Source organism: Streptomyces sp. WMMB 714, assembly GCF_900090125.1.
GTDB lineage: Bacteria > Actinomycetota > Actinomycetes > Streptomycetales > Streptomycetaceae > Streptomyces > Streptomyces daqingensis.
This window is the reverse complement of record NZ_FMHJ01000006.1, coordinates 321,558-337,881: the sequence shown is the minus strand read 5'-3', so window position 1 is coordinate 337,881 and position 16,324 is coordinate 321,558. Positions and strand designations below refer to the sequence as shown.

At 72.8% G+C, this 16,324-nt stretch carries 15 protein-coding genes and 1 pseudogene; 9 read left to right on the top strand and 7 right to left on the bottom strand.

Annotated features, from left to right (window positions below; translation table 11 throughout):
- Positions 1-64: 64 nt before the first annotated feature.
- Together H181DRAFT_RS13550 and H181DRAFT_RS13545 are read right to left on the bottom strand one after the other, a co-directional pair.
- The gene (locus tag H181DRAFT_RS13550; RefSeq protein ID WP_045864627.1) at positions 65-958 is read right to left on the bottom strand and encodes an Fpg/Nei family DNA glycosylase; all 894 of its coding nucleotides are present in this window, start codon (positions 956-958) and stop codon (positions 65-67) included.
- A gap of 11 nt (positions 959-969) precedes the next feature.
- Positions 970-1,395 (bottom strand): OsmC family peroxiredoxin, encoded by a 426-nt coding sequence (locus H181DRAFT_RS13545; protein ID WP_045864626.1) that lies wholly within the window; start codon positions 1,393-1,395, stop codon positions 970-972.
- 326 nt (positions 1,396-1,721) lie between these two features.
- On the opposite strand from H181DRAFT_RS13545, the gene H181DRAFT_RS13540 reads away from it, so the two are divergent.
- From H181DRAFT_RS13540 to H181DRAFT_RS13530, 3 genes are all read left to right on the top strand, one after another.
- Positions 1,722-2,267, top strand: a complete 546-nt coding sequence (locus H181DRAFT_RS13540; protein WP_045864625.1) for a glycoside hydrolase family 25 protein — start codon at positions 1,722-1,724, stop codon at positions 2,265-2,267.
- Between the two features lie 105 nt (positions 2,268-2,372).
- Positions 2,373-3,095, top strand: coding sequence for a hypothetical protein (locus H181DRAFT_RS29930; RefSeq protein ID WP_254666830.1), 723 nt, complete (start codon positions 2,373-2,375; stop codon positions 3,093-3,095).
- Between the two features lie 25 nt (positions 3,096-3,120).
- Complete coding sequence (locus H181DRAFT_RS13530) at positions 3,121-3,951, top strand: DUF1707 SHOCT-like domain-containing protein (protein WP_074467846.1); 831 nt, start codon at positions 3,121-3,123, stop codon at positions 3,949-3,951.
- A gap of 310 nt (positions 3,952-4,261) precedes the next feature.
- Here the strand turns inward: H181DRAFT_RS13530 and H181DRAFT_RS13525 are convergent, their stop codons facing one another.
- Positions 4,262-4,831: a GNAT family N-acetyltransferase gene (locus tag H181DRAFT_RS13525; protein WP_045864624.1), complete on the bottom strand. Its 570-nt coding sequence runs from the start codon at positions 4,829-4,831 to the stop codon at positions 4,262-4,264.
- 41 nt (positions 4,832-4,872) lie between these two features.
- Positions 4,873-6,339, bottom strand: coding sequence for a CoA transferase (locus H181DRAFT_RS13520; protein WP_045864792.1), 1,467 nt, complete (start codon positions 6,337-6,339; stop codon positions 4,873-4,875).
- Between the two features lie 286 nt (positions 6,340-6,625).
- Between H181DRAFT_RS13520 and H181DRAFT_RS13515 the strand changes: the two genes are divergently transcribed.
- The gene (locus H181DRAFT_RS13515; RefSeq protein ID WP_045864623.1) at positions 6,626-7,342 is read left to right on the top strand and encodes an endonuclease V; all 717 of its coding nucleotides are present in this window, start codon (positions 6,626-6,628) and stop codon (positions 7,340-7,342) included.
- A gap of 294 nt (positions 7,343-7,636) precedes the next feature.
- Positions 7,637-8,288 (top strand): annotated as a pseudogene (locus H181DRAFT_RS13510) (class I SAM-dependent methyltransferase).
- A gap of 197 nt (positions 8,289-8,485) precedes the next feature.
- Here the strand turns inward: H181DRAFT_RS13510 and H181DRAFT_RS13505 are convergent.
- The 3 genes from H181DRAFT_RS13505 to H181DRAFT_RS13495 form a co-directional block, all read right to left on the bottom strand.
- Positions 8,486-9,289 carry a DeoR/GlpR family DNA-binding transcription regulator gene (locus H181DRAFT_RS13505; protein WP_045864622.1) on the bottom strand — a complete coding sequence of 268 codons (804 nt, stop codon included), beginning with the start codon at positions 9,287-9,289 and terminating at the stop codon, positions 8,486-8,488.
- Entirely contained in the window at positions 9,286-10,128 is an 843-nt protein-coding gene (locus H181DRAFT_RS13500; RefSeq protein ID WP_045864621.1) for a class II fructose-bisphosphate aldolase, read from the bottom strand. Before H181DRAFT_RS13500 ends, H181DRAFT_RS13505 begins: the two co-directional genes overlap by 4 nt.
- A gap of 117 nt (positions 10,129-10,245) precedes the next feature.
- On the bottom strand, positions 10,246-11,148 hold the full coding sequence (locus tag H181DRAFT_RS13495) for an SIS domain-containing protein (RefSeq protein ID WP_045864620.1): 903 nt from the start codon (positions 11,146-11,148) through the stop codon (positions 10,246-10,248).
- A 337-nt stretch (positions 11,149-11,485) separates the two neighbouring features.
- Here H181DRAFT_RS13495 and H181DRAFT_RS13490 point away from each other — a divergent pair, with 337 nt between their 5' ends.
- The 4 genes from H181DRAFT_RS13490 (at position 11,486) to H181DRAFT_RS13475 (ending at position 16,280) form a co-directional block, all read left to right on the top strand.
- The gene (locus H181DRAFT_RS13490) at positions 11,486-12,796 is read left to right on the top strand and encodes a CaiB/BaiF CoA transferase family protein (RefSeq protein ID WP_078895712.1); all 1,311 of its coding nucleotides are present in this window, start codon (positions 11,486-11,488) and stop codon (positions 12,794-12,796) included.
- Positions 12,793-13,818: an LLM class F420-dependent oxidoreductase gene (locus H181DRAFT_RS13485; RefSeq protein ID WP_045864619.1), complete on the top strand. Its 1,026-nt coding sequence runs from the start codon at positions 12,793-12,795 to the stop codon at positions 13,816-13,818. Before H181DRAFT_RS13490 ends, H181DRAFT_RS13485 begins: the two co-directional genes overlap by 4 nt.
- 77 nt (positions 13,819-13,895) lie before the next feature.
- Positions 13,896-15,038, top strand: a complete 1,143-nt coding sequence (locus H181DRAFT_RS13480) for an acyl-CoA dehydrogenase family protein (RefSeq protein WP_045864618.1) — start codon at positions 13,896-13,898, stop codon at positions 15,036-15,038.
- Between the two features lie 27 nt (positions 15,039-15,065).
- Positions 15,066-16,280, top strand: coding sequence for an acetyl-CoA C-acetyltransferase (locus H181DRAFT_RS13475; RefSeq protein WP_045864617.1), 1,215 nt, complete (start codon positions 15,066-15,068; stop codon positions 16,278-16,280).
- Positions 16,281-16,324 lie beyond the last annotated feature (44 nt).

The following is a 16,324-nucleotide window of genomic DNA, read 5'->3' as shown; positions in this document are numbered from 1 at the left end:
TTCTCGTGGGAATGTCCCCGACACGCTATACGCCCCCCTCGGCAGGCGGTAGCGAGGACCCGGTTCACTTCAGCAGCCGGGACATCCGGCGGTCGGCGAGGGGCTTTCCGCCCGTCTGGCAGGTGGGGCAGTACTGCAGCGCGCTGTCGCTGAAGGAGACCTCGCGGACGGTGTCGCCGCACACCGGGCACGGCTGACCCTTGCGGCCGTGCACCCGCAGACCGGTCTTCTTCTCCGCCTTCAGCTCGCCCGCGGCCACGCCGCGGGAACGCTCCACGGCGTCACTCAGAGTGGCGCGGAGCGCCTCGTAGAGCGCGGCGATCTCGTCCTCGGACATCTCCGCGGCGATCTTGAACGGTGACATCCGTGCGGCGTGCAGGATCTCGTCCGAGTAGGCGTTGCCGATGCCGGCGACGACGCCCTGGTCCCGCAGCAGCCCCTTCAGCCGCTGCCGCTTGCCGCGCAGCAGCTCCGCGAAGACCTCGGGGGTGAACTCGTCCGCGAGCGGATCGGGCCCGAGACGTGCGATGCCCGGCACCTCGCCCGGATCGTGCACGCAGTACACGGCGAGGCGCTTGCGTGTGCCCGCCTCGGTGAGGTCGAAGCCCTCCGTCTCCGCATCCCCGCCCCTGCCGGCCGCGGGCTCCGCGGCGAGCCAGAGCCTCAGGGCGAGGGGCCCCTTGCCCGGGCGGGGCGGCTGCGCCGGCAGGGCGTCCCGCCAGCGCAGCCAGCCGGCCCGGGCGAGGTGGACGACCAGATGGAGGCCGTCGGCGTCCAGGTCGAGGAACTTGCCGTGCCGCTGCACGCCGGTGACGGTGCGGCCCTCCAGCGCGTCCGGCCCGGGGTCGTACGTCTTGAGCACGCTCACCGCCACCGGCACGACCCGCCGCACCTCGCGCCCGGTCAGACGCTCGTGCAGGAAGTCGCGCAGGGCTTCGACCTCGGGCAGTTCGGGCATGTCCCCTCCGCTCAGGCCAGGTTGGCGGTCAGGGTGATCGTGGTGCCCGAAAGGGCCTGGGAGACCGGGCAGTTGGCCTTCGCCTCCTCGGCGGCGGCGGTGAAGGCGGCCTCGTCGACGCCCGCGACCTCACCCCGCACCGTCAGGTGGATGCCCGTGATGCCGGTGCCTGGCTGGAAGGCCACCTCGGCCTTCGTCGTCAGACGTGTGGGCGGGGTGCCCGCCGACGTGAGCCCGTTCGACAGCGCCATCGAGAAGCAGCTGGAGTGCGCGGCCGCGATCAGCTCCTCCGGGCTCGTCTTCCCGCCGGGCTCCTCCGCGCGGGACGCCCACGTCACGGCCTGCTTCCCGATGCCGGAGGATTCGAACGCGGTCTCGCCCGAGCCGCTCTTGAGGTCTCCGCTCCACACGGTGCTCGCGGTGCGTGTCGTCGCCATGGTGCCGGTCTCCTGTCGTCCTTGGGTTCGTTCCGTCGGGGCGTCCGCCGCCGCGCGCTCTGCCCGGCCCGGCCGTCCCCGCCCCGATCCTCCGCTCCTGCCCGGCGGGGAGCCCGCGACGACGCGCCGGGGCCGTGCGTCCGGAGCCGATCGCCCGCCCGGTGCGCCCCCGGCGTGCGGGGCGCGCTTCCCAGTGTCCCGCGCATCGGTTCCGTCCGCGCATCCCCGGCGCATCACGGTCTGTTGGGGATACGGGACGCCGTGCTACGGGTACGGGAGGCACACAGGGCGTAATCGAACGCGCCACGCGGCAGAAGGAGTCCACAGTGATCAAGGGTGTCGATGTCTCGTCATACCAACCTTCCGACTACAGCACGAAAGGGCTCGACTTCGTCTTCATCAAGATCACGGAGGGCACCTCGTACACGAACCCCAAGTGGGTGGACCAGCGGCAGACCGCACGCGACGCCGAACTCGTCACGGGCTTCTACCACTTCGCGCGCTCCGGGAGCATGAAGGCGCAGGCCGACTACTTCATGTCCAAGATCAACCTGGTGCGCGGCGACATGCTCGTCCTGGACTGGGAGGACTCGGCCGTCAGCAACGCCGAGAAGGACTCGTGGATCAAGTACGTCCAGGAGAAGCGGCCGAACACCCGGGTGCTGCTGTACTGCAACACCAATTTCTGGCTCAACCACGACACCACGTCGTTCGCGGGGGACGGCCTGTGGATAGCCCACTACAACGGCAAGCCCGGCAAGCCGGGGATCAAGCACCCCTGGCGTTTCCACCAGTACACCGACGACCCCATCGACACGAACCTCGCCAAGTTCGACACCCGCGCCGAGCTGCGCGAGTGGACACGCAAGTGATCTCCCGCCGGACGGGCCCGCCCGCACACCGGTAACCGCGCCTGTCCGCCGCACGGTTGAGGACCTGCGGCGACAGGCGGTACCGGGTGCCGATAACCTCCCGACATGCCGGAAGCCAACACAAGCCCGACGACCGACGAGAAGCCGCCCGCCTCCGGGGCCCCCGGTGGCGGCGACGGAGGCGAGAAGCCCCGACCGGACGGCGCGGCCCCGGATGCCGCGCACCCGGAGGAGGCGGCTCCCGAGGGCGGGCCGGGCGACGGGAACGGGACGGGTGCGGCGGCGGTGCACGGCGGCGCGGGGGAACGTGACGACGTGGAGATACCGGAGGGGCCTGAGGGGCCGGAGGGGGCAGACGGGCCGGTGGGACCGGAGGCGGCAGGCGAGCCGGACGGCGCGGGCGACGCGCACCCGGCGCGCGAGGCGAAGGAAGATCACGACGCGGACGGCGCGGAGAAGCACGACGGGGCGGACGCCGCCGCGAGTGCCGTCGCCGCAAGCCCCGCCGCCGCGAGTGCCGCCGAAGCCGCCGGCCCGGAGGACGCGGAGGGGGAGCGGCCGCGCCCGGGCCTGACGCCACGCCAGGCCCGCAGGGTCCGCATCGTCGTCTCCGGCGTCGTGATGGCCGCCGTGGCGGTGGCGCTCTTCGTCCGCCTGGTCAGCGCGCCCTCCGTGCTGACCGTCGGCTTCTACGGGATCGCGCTGATCCTCTCCGGCACCGCCATCGGGCTCAGCCAGCGCGGCCGGACCCGGGTCGCCAGCGGAGTGCTCGTACTGGGTTTCGGCGCCGTCGCGCTGGCCGAGTGGCTGCTGGCCTCGGTCCAGTGACCCGGCCGCGTACTAGGGTGACCGTATGACCGACGACCTGCCGGAGATGCGCGCCTCCGACGCCGAGCGAGAGCGCATCGCCGAGGTGCTGCGCGACGCGCTGGCCGAGGGACGGCTCGGGCTCGAGGAGTTCCAGGAGCGGCTCGACAGCGCCTACGCGGCCCGCACACGGGGCGAGTTGGTCCCGCTCGTACGGGACCTGCCGCAGCACCCGTCCGGAGACAGTGCCGTGAGCGGGTTCGAGGGCGGAGGTTCCGAGCCCGCCCCCTCGACGGGCAGACGGCGCCGCTGGACGGAGCGGATCGGCGGTGCGGCGACGTCCCGTTGGGGCGTGGGCGTCATGGGCGGCTTCGGACGCAAGGGGCAGTGGACGGTCCCGCGCGTCTTCACCGCTCTCGGCATCATGGGCGGCGGCGAGATCGACCTGCGGGACGCCCGCTTCGAGGACCGCGAGGTGGTGATCCGCTGCTTCGCCCTGATGGGCGGCATGAGCGTGACCGTCCCGCCGGGGCTCGGGGTCGAGGTGCGCGGTATCGGCGTCATGGGCGGTTTCGACGCGTCAGGGTCGGTGGCGGGGGACCCCGACGCGCCCCGCGTGGTGATCACGGGCTTCACCGTCATGGGCGGCGTCGGCGTCGTGAAGAAGCTGCCGCGCGAGGAGAAGAAGCAGCTCCGCGACGAGCGCCGTGCACAGCGCGAACTCGAGCGCCGCGGCGAGGAGGAGAGCGGCGAGCGCGTCCGGCGGCCCGAGATCGACAAGCCGCACGGAGCCGCGGGCGGCTGGGGCCACGGCGGCTCCGGAGCCCACGGCTCGCACGGCGGGACGCACGGCGGCGACGAGGGCAAGTCCCTCTAGCAGGTCCTGACCGGCACATCTCGCCTTGCCCGCGAGGGCCGGCACGCGCATCCTTCCCCGCTTTCACGGGAGGTGCCCCGGCGTTGTCGCATCGGCCGTGCAGCCCACGACGAGGGCGATCCTCCGTCTTGGGGCTGCGCGCGCCGTCCGGCGCGAGCACCGTGTGCGGCGGACGGCGCCGTTTGCCGGACAGGCCCGAGCAGCACCGGCAAGCGCTCTGCGAGCACGGGCCCGGTTCCGCGTCCGCGTACGGGCAGGGGGCAGGCGACGCCGAATCCGCCGGCCGCCGCTGCTCTTGAGCTGCCTGCCGTCAGTCCTGACGGGTCCGACGGAGATCCAGCATGCAGAAGACCTTGTCGTAGCGGAGTTCGCCCACGGCGACGAAGCCGGGCAGGCGGCCGTACTCGGTGAAGCCCAGCGACCGGTAGAGCCCCAGGGCGGCGGCGTTGTCCCCGCGTGCGTCCAGGGTGAGGACCTCGATCCCCGCCTGCCGCGCGTCAGCGATCAGGGCAGTGGTCAGCGCCCTGCCGACGCCACTTCCGTGGGCAGAGGCGTCCACCGCGAGCTTCTCCAGATCCGCGTGCGGACGATGGGTCGGTCGCGAGTAGCGCAGCCAGTACCCCAGCCCGGCCAGCCGGCCGTCGAGATAGGCGGCGCGCAGAGCGGCGTCCCCATCCCGCACCGCGGAGACGACATGGGCGAGGAGCTCCGCCACGTCGTCCCGCGAGGGCGGCTCCACCCAGCCCAGGGCGGCACCGCCACCCACCAGATCGGCAAGGATCCGGTGAGCCGACTCCACGAACCGGGGCTCCGGTTCAGCACCGGCCGTCAGCTCGCCGGCGTCGAGGACGGCGAGCCCGGTGGTCATACGGCTGGTCATGGCCGCAGCCTAGTCAGCCCCGGATCATTCGGGGACCCCGCTCACCACCAGGCGACGGGGTCGGCGCCGAGCGCCCCCGGCGGGCGGGACCAGTCGGACGGGCCGCCGTCGTACGCGAGAGGCGGAAGGGCGTACCGCAGCCGTCCCAGCGGACTGCGCGTCTCGTTCAGCCAGGGCGACGGATCGTACGGTGCGCTGCCAGGGGAGCCGTCAGCCGGCGGTGCCGGCTCCGATGCGGGCGGCCGCGGGCCGTCCGGCTGTGAACTCAGCCCGCCGAGCAGCCACTGCGCGGTCTGCGTCAGAGCCGCCCGTACGAGCACCGAACCGGCCCGGCCGCGGCGCTGCTCCGTCAGCGACCGCAGCACCGCCGCGGCCAGCAGGTAGCCGGTGCCGTGGTCCAGCGCTTGGGCGGGCAGGACGCCGGGGGCGTCCTCGCCGCCGGGGCCGGGCCGGCGCTCCACGAACGCGATGCCGCTCGCCGTCTGCACCAGGCTGTCGAAGCCGCGCCGCCTGCGCCACGGCCCGTGCGGGCCCCAGGCGCTCAACTGCCCGACGACGATGCCGGGCCTCCTGTCCGCGAGGGACTCGGGGGCGAGTCCGAACCGGTCGAGTGCGCCCGGGCGGTACCCGGTGATCACCACATGCGCCTTCTGCAGCAGCTCCTCGAAGGCGGCCTGCCCCGCACGGGACGAGAGGTCCAGCAGCGCCGAGCGCTTCCCCATGCCGGTGTCCGCGTGGGCTTCGGGCTGCTCGGGCAGCTGCGGCGCGTCGATGCGGAGCACGTCGGCGCCGAGCAGGGCCAGCGTGCGGGTGGCGACGGGACCGGCGATGACGCGCGTGAGGTCGAGCACCCGCACCGAGTGCAGGGGCCTGTGCCCGAACGCCCCCGGCAGGGGGAGCGGCGGCGCCTGGTCCATCCGGGCCGTGTTGAGCAGCGGACGCCGGGCGGCCTCCGCACCCTGCGGATGCTCCGCCCATTCCGCTGCCGAACGGACCGCGACGGCCAGGCCCCCCGCGGCGTGGACGCGTTCCTCCACCTCCGTGGCGGCGCGCTGCGCCAGTTCGGAGGTGACCGCTTCCGCGAGTGCGCCCTCGTCCCGGCCGGTCTCGCTGACGCCGAGGGCGGAGAGCATGCGGGCACGGTGGTGCGGATAGTTGGCGTGGGTGCGCAGCCAGCCGTCAGCTGTGGGCCAGAAGCGGGAGAGGGGCGCGAAGCCGGCGGGGGCGTGGCCGTCCGTGCGCAGGTGGCGCTCGCTCGTGAAGGCCGTCGCCACGGCACCGTCGTCCACCTGTACGGACGGGACGCGGGAGGCGGCCGCGGCCCCGGAGGAGGAGTTCCCCGCGCGCAGGGCCGAGAGCTCCGCGGCGGCGAGGGAGCACGCCGCGACCGTCGCGCGGGCGAGTCCGAGAACGGGCAGCCGGGCGGGCAGCAGCCCGGGGCGCACACGGCAGGAGACCCGTTCGAGAAGGGCGGCGTCACCGCCGAGCGTGGTCCACGCATGCTCCATGCCGGGCAGTTCGGACGCGGAACGTACTGCCTCGACGGCCTCCGGACCGGGCCCGGCGGCCGTCGCGGCACGGCTGTCCGCGCCGTCCGGGTCCGCCGGGCATGCCGCGCCGCCGTCCGTCGCTGCTGGTGAAGATCGCTCCATGACGCGCATTCTGGCACTACGGGTGTCAAGTAGGGCGTTAGCGGAAGGTGAAGGTCCGCTCGTTGCGCCGCCGGCGCGACGGCGGTGGAGACGGAGCACGGCAGGCAGCCGCGGGACGCCGCTGCTGTAGCGTGACGCCCTCATGGAGATCCCTTCGCCTCCCGGGGACTGGCCGCGAACCGAGGCCGAGGCGCTCGCCGTACAGGACGAGTTGCGCCGGCGTGTGGACGAGACGGACCACAGCCCGGCCCCCGGCGCGTCCGGCACCGTCGTCGCCGGGCTCGACGTCGCCTACGACGACGCACGCGACGTCGTCGCCGCTGCGGCCGTGGCTCTCGACGCGGACTCCCTCGACGTCATCGCCGGCGCGACCGCGTTCGGCCGGGTCGCATTCCCCTACGTGCCCGGGCTGCTGGCCTTCCGCGAAGTGCCGGCCCTGATGGAGGCGCTCGTCAGGCTGCGCGAGCAGTCGGGGCGCGAGCCGGACCTGCTGGTCTGCGACGGGTACGGGCGGGCCCATCCGCGCCGGTTCGGGCTCGCCAGCCATCTGGGCGTGCTCACGGGGGTGCCGACGATGGGCGTCGCGAAGAACCCCTTCGTCTTCACCAGCGAGGAACCCGGCCCGCGACGCGGCGATGCGGCTCCCCTCATGGACGGCACGGCAGAGGTCGGCAGCGCCCTGCGCACGCGGGACGGGGTGAAGCCCGTCTACGTCTCGGCAGGGCACCGCGTGAGCCTCCGGGCCGCGCACGCCCACACGTTGAGCCTCGCCCGGCGCTACCGGCTGCCGGAGACGACGCGGCGAGCGGACGCGCTGTGCAGGGCCGCGCTGCTCGAGGTGACGTCGCGGGATGTGTAGCGGAGGTGCCGCTGGAGGCGTGGCGGGAAGAGCCGCCGGGGCCGGCCCCGTACGGCGGAAAGCAGCCTTGAGCGGGGCGGTGCCGCCCGGGAGACTCGTCCGTGTGCCGCGGAGTTCGGCGGCACACGTGCTCTCCGCGCCCTGGAGCCGCCATGCCGTCTCCCGTTCGCACTGCGGCTCGCGAGCCCAGCGGCGCACCCGGCTGCACCGCTGGGACGCTGTCGGGGAATTCGTGCCGGCCGGCTCAACGCCGCCGTACGGCCTGCCAGTTCGGCGGCCCGGGTCGCGGCACGCATGACTGAGCCCTCCTTTCTGGCCGCCGTCCGCGAGTCGTACGACACGGTCGCCGCCGACTACGTCGAACGTGTCCCGCCTCCCGCCGCGCTGGACCCGCTGTCGCGCGCGATGCTGGCGGGGTTCGCCGAACTCGTGCGGACGGCCGGTCCCAGGCCGGTCGCGGACGTCGGATGCGGCCCCGGCCGTGTGACGGCGCACCTGGACGGGCTGGGGGTCTCCGCCTTCGGTGTCGATCTGTCCCCGCAGATGATCGGACTGGCCCGGCACGCCTATCCGCATCTGCGGTTCACCACGGGTTCGATGACCGCGCTGGACGACGAACGGCGAACTCGGCGGCATCCTGGCCTGGTACTCCACCCATCACACGCCGCCGCAGTGGCTGCCGGCGGTGTTCGCCGAGTTCCACCGCACGCTCGCACCCGGCGGACACCTGCTCTGGGGGGACTACGTCGGCGACGAACGTCTGCAGCCGACCCGGGGCTACGGACGCCCGGTGACCTACGAGTCTTACCTCCTGCCCCTGGACCGCGTTGCCCGTCTGCTGGAGCAGGCCGGACTCGCCGTCACCGCGAGGCTGGAGCAGCAGCCCGGCGGGCGGGTGAACAGACCGCACGCATGCCTGCTGGCCCGCAAGCCCGAACAGCCCTGACGGGGCTCGTGTTCGGGGCGCGGCCGCCGGTGCCAGGCCGCCGAGGGGCACGCCGGGGCGGCCGGGTTGCGAGGAGTGGCAGACGCTCTGATCGCGCGGGAGACCGGCTGACCTGCAACGGGCGGGCGGCAGCGGCGACTTGGGGTGTCGCGTGGCAGCGGCGAGGGAGTCCGAGGGGGCCAGGTGCCCATAGCGAGTCAGCCGTCGCCGGACGGGGAAGCCGTCTGCACCTTCCAGCCGCTGCCCGTGAAGTCCGCTCGCGCGCCGCCGTCCATGCCGTCGTCCGTGATCAGCAGGCCGAAGACGTCAGGGCCGCCGACATGCGCGAAGCAGCGTCTGCCCAGCTTCGAGGAGTCGGTGACCGCGACGGCTTCCGCCGACCGCTGCGCCATCAGCCGGTTCGTCGTCGCCTCCGCCTCGTCGTGGACGGTGGCCCCCCACCGGGGGTCGATGCCGTTCACGCCGATGAAGGCCACGTCCAGCGTCAGCTGCTTCAGCACGAGTTCGCCGAGCGTCCCGGACAGCTCGAAGGACCGGGAATGTGCGACCCCGCCCGTGACCACGATCTTGATCTGCGGGCGGACGGCCAACTCGTAGGCGATGTTGAGGGAGTTGGTGACGATCGTCAGATGAGGATGGGGACCCGGGTCCGCGAACTCGGGGCGGGTCGCCAGCACGCGGGCGATCTCCGTGGTCGTCGTACCGCCGCTGAGGCCCACGACGTCCCCGCGCGACACCTTGCGAGCCGCCGCCTCCGCCACAGCGTGCTTCTGCGCCGCGTGGTGACCGCCCTTGTAGCGGATCGGAAGGTCGTAGGCCACCGAGCTGAGGACCGCTCCGCCGCGGGTGCGCTTGAGCAGCTGCTGTTCCGCGAGAGCGTCCATGTCGCGCCGCATCGTCGCGACCGACACCTCAAGGGCGGTCGCCGCCTCGTCGACGTCGAGCCGGCCGCGCTCGCCCAGCAGCTCCAGCAGGGCGTTCATCCGCTCGGGACGCTTCACCGGGCCGGCACCCCGAGCTCGCCCAGCAGCCGTTCCGCCTCCCTCGAGACGGCTTCCCGCGCGGGGGCCGCGTACTTCCGGGAGTCGACCAGCTCCGGCTGCTCCCTGAGTACGCGGCGCACCTCACCGGTGAAGACGGACACGAGATGCGTCGAGATGTTGATCTTCGTCATGCCCGCGGCGACCGCCGCGCGGAGCTCCTCGTCGGGCACCCCCGAGGAGCCGTGCAGCACGAGGGGGACGGGCAGCAGCCCCCGCAGCGCACGGATCAGCTCCTTGTCCAGCACGGCCGTCCGCTCGCGCATCGCGTGCGAGGAGCCGACCGCGACGGCGAGCGCGTCAACTTCCGTCGCACCGACGAAGGCGAGCGCCTCCTCCGGGTCCGTACGGGCTCCGGGCGCGTGCACTCCGTCCTTGCCGCCCACCTCTCCCAGTTCCGCCTCCACGTAGACCTGCCGGTCGTGGCACCAGGCCGTGAGTTCGGCGGTGGCCGCCACGTTCTCCTCGTACGGCAGCGCCGAGGCGTCGACCATCACGGAACGCACGCCCGCCTCCACCCCCTCCCGTACGAGAGCGGCGTCGGTGACGTGGTCCAGGTGGACGGAGATGCCGGTCCGGGACTCCTCGGCGAGCGCCTGCGTGGCACGCAGCACCGGCAGCAGACTGCCGTGGTACCGCACGCAGTTCTCGCTGATCTGGAGGATGAGCGGCACGCCGGCGCGCTCGGACGCCGCGACGAGGGCCTCCGCGGTCTCCAGGTGGAGGACGTTGAAGGCCGGCGCGCCGGCTCCCGACGCTCGGGCCGCGTCGACGATCGACGCCGTGCTGACGAGGGGCATGTTCCGGCTTCCTTGGACGGGGGCTGGGACGGGTGCTGTGGAGGAGCGCTGTGGAGGAGGGCTGCCGGGGATCGGTGCGGGCAGGCCGGGCGCCTCGGAGGGCGGCTCCGGCGCCGGTCAGGAAGCGTCGTCGAGCATCACCGAACGGGTGAGGCTGCGCGGGGCGTCGGGGTCGAGCCCGCGGGCGCGGGCGCGTTCCAGCGCCACCCGCTGTACCAGCACCAGCTCGGCCAGCGGATCGCGCTGCCCGTGGTGCACGAACTGGGCGCCGGTACGCGCCACTTCACCCTCCAGCCCGTCCGGCGAGGGGCCGAGAACCCACGTCACACGGCCCGGGGCGGCGACGGCTATGGGCCCGTGCCTGTACTCCATCGCCGGATAGGACTCCGTCCAGGACTGCGACGCCTCGCGCATCTTCAACGCGGCTTCGTGGGCCAGTCCGACCGTCCAGCCCGTGCCCAGGAAAGTGAACTGCTCGGCGTCCACCCACTCCTGACGCACCGGGACCGTGAGCGCCTCCTCGGCCGCCCGGAACGCAGCCGAGAGATCCTCACCGAGGTGTGCGCGCATCAGGGCGAGCGCGCTCGTGGCGAACCGGGTCTGCACCACGGAGAGTTCGTCGGCGAAGGGCAGCCGCACCGTCTCGTCCGAGACCTCCTCGGCCGGGGTGCCGGGGGCGCCGAGCACCGTGACCGTGGGGATGCGGCCTCTGACGGCCCGGAGCAGCCGCAGCACCTCGGTGGTGGTGCCGGAGCGGGTGACGGCCACCACCGCGTCGTACTCACGGCCGGCTCCCAGCAGCGCCTCCGACGCGGCGAAGGCGTCCGTCAGGCCGAGCCCCGCCTTCTCGCGCAGAGCGGCGTACGACTGGGCCATGAACCACGAGGTGCCGCACCCCACGACGGCGACCCGCCGGCCCGCCGCGGGCAGCGGGACTCCGGACGCCGCCAGCTCCGCGGCGCTGCGCCAGGTATCCGGCTGGCTCGTCAACTCCCGCTCCATATGCGTGGATCCGCTCATGACCCCACCCCTTTCTCGTACGTCTTCACCGCAGGTCCGCCGCCCGCGGCGACGCCTCTCCACGCTCCTCGGCGGGCCTGGGCCGCGCCGGAGAGGGGTTGCGCGAAACTGCGCTTTCCCTGCCTGTTCCGCTCAGTATCGCGCAGCATGCCTGGACGTGTCATCCCTCGGAAGAGTGGTCCGCCGAGGGGGCGGGGCGGCTGCTCCCCGCAGCGCGGTGGTGTGTGGTGCATGCCACTGTCCCGGCGCCTCGCCGCCCCACTTCCGGGGTTGTGGAAAGGGGGGCGCCTTCTTAGCATCGTTGGTGTTACATCAGTTGTGTCACATAGGAGCTTCGATGACGGCAGCGGCGGGGAGCGGGGGCGGACCGCTCCGCGGAGTGCGCGTCGTCGAGCTGGCGGGGATCGGCCCCGGCCCCTTCGCCGCGATGGTGCTCGGCGACCTCGGAGCCGACGTCGTACGCGTGGAGAGGCCAGGTGGGGCCGCGCTGGGCATCGACCCCCGGAGCGATGTCACCAACCGCAACAAGCGCAGCGTCACCCTCGACCTGAAGACCGAGGAGGGCGTCGCCGCGACGCTCGACCTCGTCGCGCGCGCCGACGTCCTCATCGAGGGCAACCGCCCGGGCGTCGCCGAACGTCTCGGCGTCGGCCCCGAGGAGTGCCTCGCCCGCAACCCCCGGCTCGTCTACGGGCGGATGACCGGCTGGGGCCAGGACGGACCGCTGGCCCAGCGCGCCGGGCACGACATCGGCTACATCGCGCTCACCGGCGTCCTCGGCATGACCGGGCCGGCCGCGGGCCCCCCTTACCCGGCTGCGAACCTGCTCGGCGACTACGCCGGAGGCTCGCTCTACCTCGTCATCGGCGTGCTCGCCGCGCTCCAGCACGCACGCGCGGAGGGCGGCGAGGGCCAGGTCGTGGACGCCGCGATCGTGGACGGCACGAGCCATCTGTCCGCCATGATCCACGGCATGATGGCGGCCGGCGCCTGGCAGGACCGCCGCGGGGCGAACCTGCTGGACGGCGGGGCCCCGTTCTACGGCACGTACGAGACCTCCGACGGGGGGTTCATGGCCGTCGGCGCTCTGGAACCGCAGTTCTACCGCGAGTTCGTGCGGCTGCTCGGCGCCGGGGACGACCTGCCGGACCGCGCGGACCCCGGCGCCTGGGAGGAGCTGCGTACGGCCGTGGCAGCCCGCTTCCGGGAGCGTACGAGGGACGAGTGGGCCGCCGTCTTCGAGGACTCCGACGCGTGCGTCGCACCCGTGCTCTCTCTCCGCGAGGCTTCCCGCCATCCGCACCTCGCCGCCCGCGGCACCTTCGTGGAGCACGGCGGGATCACCCAGCCCGCTCCCGCACCCCGCTTCTCGGCGACGCCCACGGCCGTCGGCCGCCCGCCCGCCGTGCCCGGCGCCGACACCGCCGACGTGGCGCGCGACTGGGGCGTGACCGGTCTCGTTCCGGAAGACTCACGATCTGAAGTCTCACGGTCCTCGGCCTCCCCGCCGCAGTCCGCCCCGCCCCCGCACGCGAACGCCCGCAGCACCAACGCCCGCAGCACGAACGACCGCAGTACCGCCGACCGCACAGGCACCGCCGACCGGACCCCTGACGACACCGACCCCGCCGAGGACGCCGACGCATGAAGATCGCCACTCCGCTCCAGTACGCCGAGAACCCCCGCACAGCCGCCGAGGAGATCGTGAAGCTGGAGGCCGCGGGTCTCGACGCGGTCTGGGTCGCGGAGGCGTACGGGTTCGACTCGCCCACCGTCATGGGATACCTCGCGGCCCGTACCGAACGTATGCAGATCGGCGCGGGCATCATCAACGTCTACTCCCGCACCCCGGCGCTGATCGCCCAGACCGGTGCGGGCCTCGACGTCCTGTCCGAGGGGCGCGCCATCCTGGGGCTCGGCGCCTCGGGCCCGCAGGTCGTCGAGGGCTGGCACGGTAAGCGGTACGACAAGCCGCTGGGCCGCACCCGCGAGACCGTCGAGCTGTGCCGGCGCATCTGGCGGCGCGAGATCATCGACCACCACGGCATCACCGACATGCCGCTGCCCGCCGAGAAGGGCGGGAAGCTCGGGAAGCCGCTGAAGTTCCTCAACCGTCCCGAGCGGGCGGAGATCCCGCTCTACGTGGCGGCCCTGGGGCCGGCGAACGTCAAGATGACCGCCGAGATCGCGGACGGCTGGCTGCCGCACCTGTTCGTGCCGGAGAAGGCGCAGCAGGTGTGGGGCACGGCGCTCGCGGAGGGCGCCGCGCTCCGCGACCCGGAGCGCGGACCGCTGGAGATCTCGGCCGGGACGCTGCTGGCGGTGGGCGAGGACGCCGCGAAGGTACGCGAGTCCGTGCGTCCCCTGATCGCCCTCTACATCGGCGGAATGGGGGCCAAGGGCCGCAACTTCTACAACGACGTCGCGCGGGCGTACGGTTACGAGGAGGCCGCCGAGAAGGTCCAGGACCTTTATCTCGCGGGGAGGAAGAAGGAAGCGGAAGCGGCTGTTCCGGCCGAGTTCTGCGAACTGGTCTCCCTCTGCGGCCCCGAGGGCTACGTCCGCGAGCGCATCGAGGCGTTCCGCGAGGCCGGGGTCACGATGCTCAACGTCGTCCCCGTCGGTCCCGATCCGGCCGGGCTGATCGAGAAGGTCAAGAACTGGCTGTGAGCCGCGGGCCGCAGACCGCGGCCGCGAAGCGCACACCGCGAAGCAGACGAGACGCCCAGGCCCGAAGGGGAGCACCGATGAAGCGCCAGATCTTCGACGAGGACCACGAAGCCTTCCGGGAGACCGTGCGGACCTTCCTGGCGAAGGAGGTCGAGCCGTACTACGAGCAGTGGGAGAAGGACGGGATCGTCTCCCGCGAGGCGTGGCTCGCGGCCGGCCGCCAGGGTCTGCTGGGGCTCGCGGTCCCCGAGGAGTACGGCGGGGGAGGCGCGGAGGACTTCCGCTACTCGGCCGTGCTCGCCGAGGAGTTCACCCGCAAAGGGGTGGCGGGCCTCGCCGTGGGGCTGCACAACGACATCATCGGGCCTTACCTGACCTCCCTCGCCACCGACGAGCAGAAGCGGCGCTGGCTCCCCGGCTTCTGCTCGGGCGAGATCGTCACCGCCATCGCGATGACCGAACCGGGCGCAGGCTCCGACCTTCAGGGCATCGCGACCACGGCGGCCGACAAGGGCGACCACTGGCTGCTGAACGGCTCCAAGACGTTCATCTCCAACGGCATCCTCGCCGACCTGGTGATCGTGGTGGCCCGGACGAAGCCCGAAGGCGGCGCGAAGGGTCTGAGCCTGCTCGTCGTCGAGAGGGGCATGGAGGGCTTCGAGCGCGGCCGCAACCTGGACAAGATCGGCCAGAAGTCGCAGGACACCGCCGAGCTGTTCTTCAACGACGTCCGGGTGCCGAAGGAGAACCTGCTCGGCCGGCTCGACGGCGCCTTCATCCACCTGATGGAGAACCTCGCCCAGGAACGGCTGACGATCGCCGTGGGCGCCATCGCCGGCGCGGAGGAGGTCCTGGCGCAGACCACCGCGTACGTGAAGGAACGCAAGGCGTTCAACAGGCCGCTCGCGAAGCTGCAGCACATCCGTTTCGAGATCGCCGAGATGGCCACGGAGTGCGCGGTGACGCGCGCCTTCCTCGACCGCTGCATCGAGGACCACGGCAAGGGCGAACTGGACGCCGCGCACGCCTCGATGGCCAAGTGGTGGGCGACGGAGCTCCAGAAGCGCGTAACCGACCGCTGCCTCCAACTGCACGGCGGCTACGGCTACATGAACGAGTTCCCCGTCGCCCGGGCCTTCACCGACGGGCGTATCCAGACCATCTACGGCGGCACGACCGAGATCATGAAGGAGATCGTCGGCCGTTCCCTGCTCGACTGACCGACCCGCCCCGAAAGGCTGCTGATCTTGAGCACCGAAGCGTACATCTACGACGCCATCCGCACCCCGCGCGGCCGCGGGAAGGCCAACGGCGCGCTGCACGGCACCAAGCCGATCGACCTGGTCGTCGGGCTCATCCACGAGCTGCGCCGCCGCCACCCCGACCTCGACCCCAACGCGATCGACGACGTCGTGCTCGGCGTCGTCAGCCCCCTGGGCGACCAGGGCTCCGACATCGCCAAGACGGCGGCGATCGCCGCCGGACTGCCCGACACGGTCGCCGGCGTACAGGAGAACCGCTTCTGTGCCTCGGGCCTGGAGGCGGTCAACCTCGCCGCGGCGAAGGTCCGTTCGGGCTGGGAGGACCTCGTCCTGGCGGGCGGTGTCGAGTCGATGTCCCGGGTGCCGATGGGCTCCGACGGCGGCGCCTGGGCCATGGACCCCATGACCAGCTTCGAGACGGGCTTCGTGCCGCAGGGCATCGGCGCCGACCTCATCGCGACCATCGAGGGCTACTCCCGGCGCGACGTCGACGAGTACGCGGCACGTTCGCAGGAGCTGGCCGCACAGGCGTGGAAGGACGGCCGCTTCGACAACTCCGTCATCCCGGTCACCGACCGCAACGGCCTGACCGTCCTCGACCGCGACGAGCACATGCGGCCGGGCACCACCGCCGACTCCCTCGCGGGGCTGAAGCCCTCGTTCGCCGACATCGGCGAGCTGGGCGGCTTCGACGCGGTGGCGCTGCAGAAGTACCACTGGGTCGAGGAGATCGACCACGTCCACCACGCGGGCAACTCCTCCGGCATCGTCGACGGCAGCGCCCTGACCGTCATCGGCAGCGCCGAGATCGGCGAGCGCCATGGCCTGCGGCCCCGCGCCCGCATCCTCTCCGCCGCCGTGTCCGGAGCCGACCCGACGATCATGCTCACGGGGCCGGCGCCCGCCTCCCGCAAGGCGCTCGCGAAGGCGGGCCTCACGGCCGCCGACATGGACCTGGTGGAGATGAACGAGGCGTTCGCCGCCGTCGTGCTGCGCTTCGCCAAGGACATGGAACTGCCGCTGGAGAAGGTCAACGTCAACGGCGGAGCGATCGCCATGGGCCACCCGCTGGGCGCCACTGGCGCGATGCTGCTGGGGACCCTCCTCGACGAACTGGAGCGCCGCGACCAGCGCTACGGCCTGGCGACGCTGTGCGTCGGCGGGGGCATGGGCAGCGCCACCGTCATCGAACGGATCTGAACCGCAGCCCCGCCACCGTCCCGACACGGCCCGCCCTCACGTAC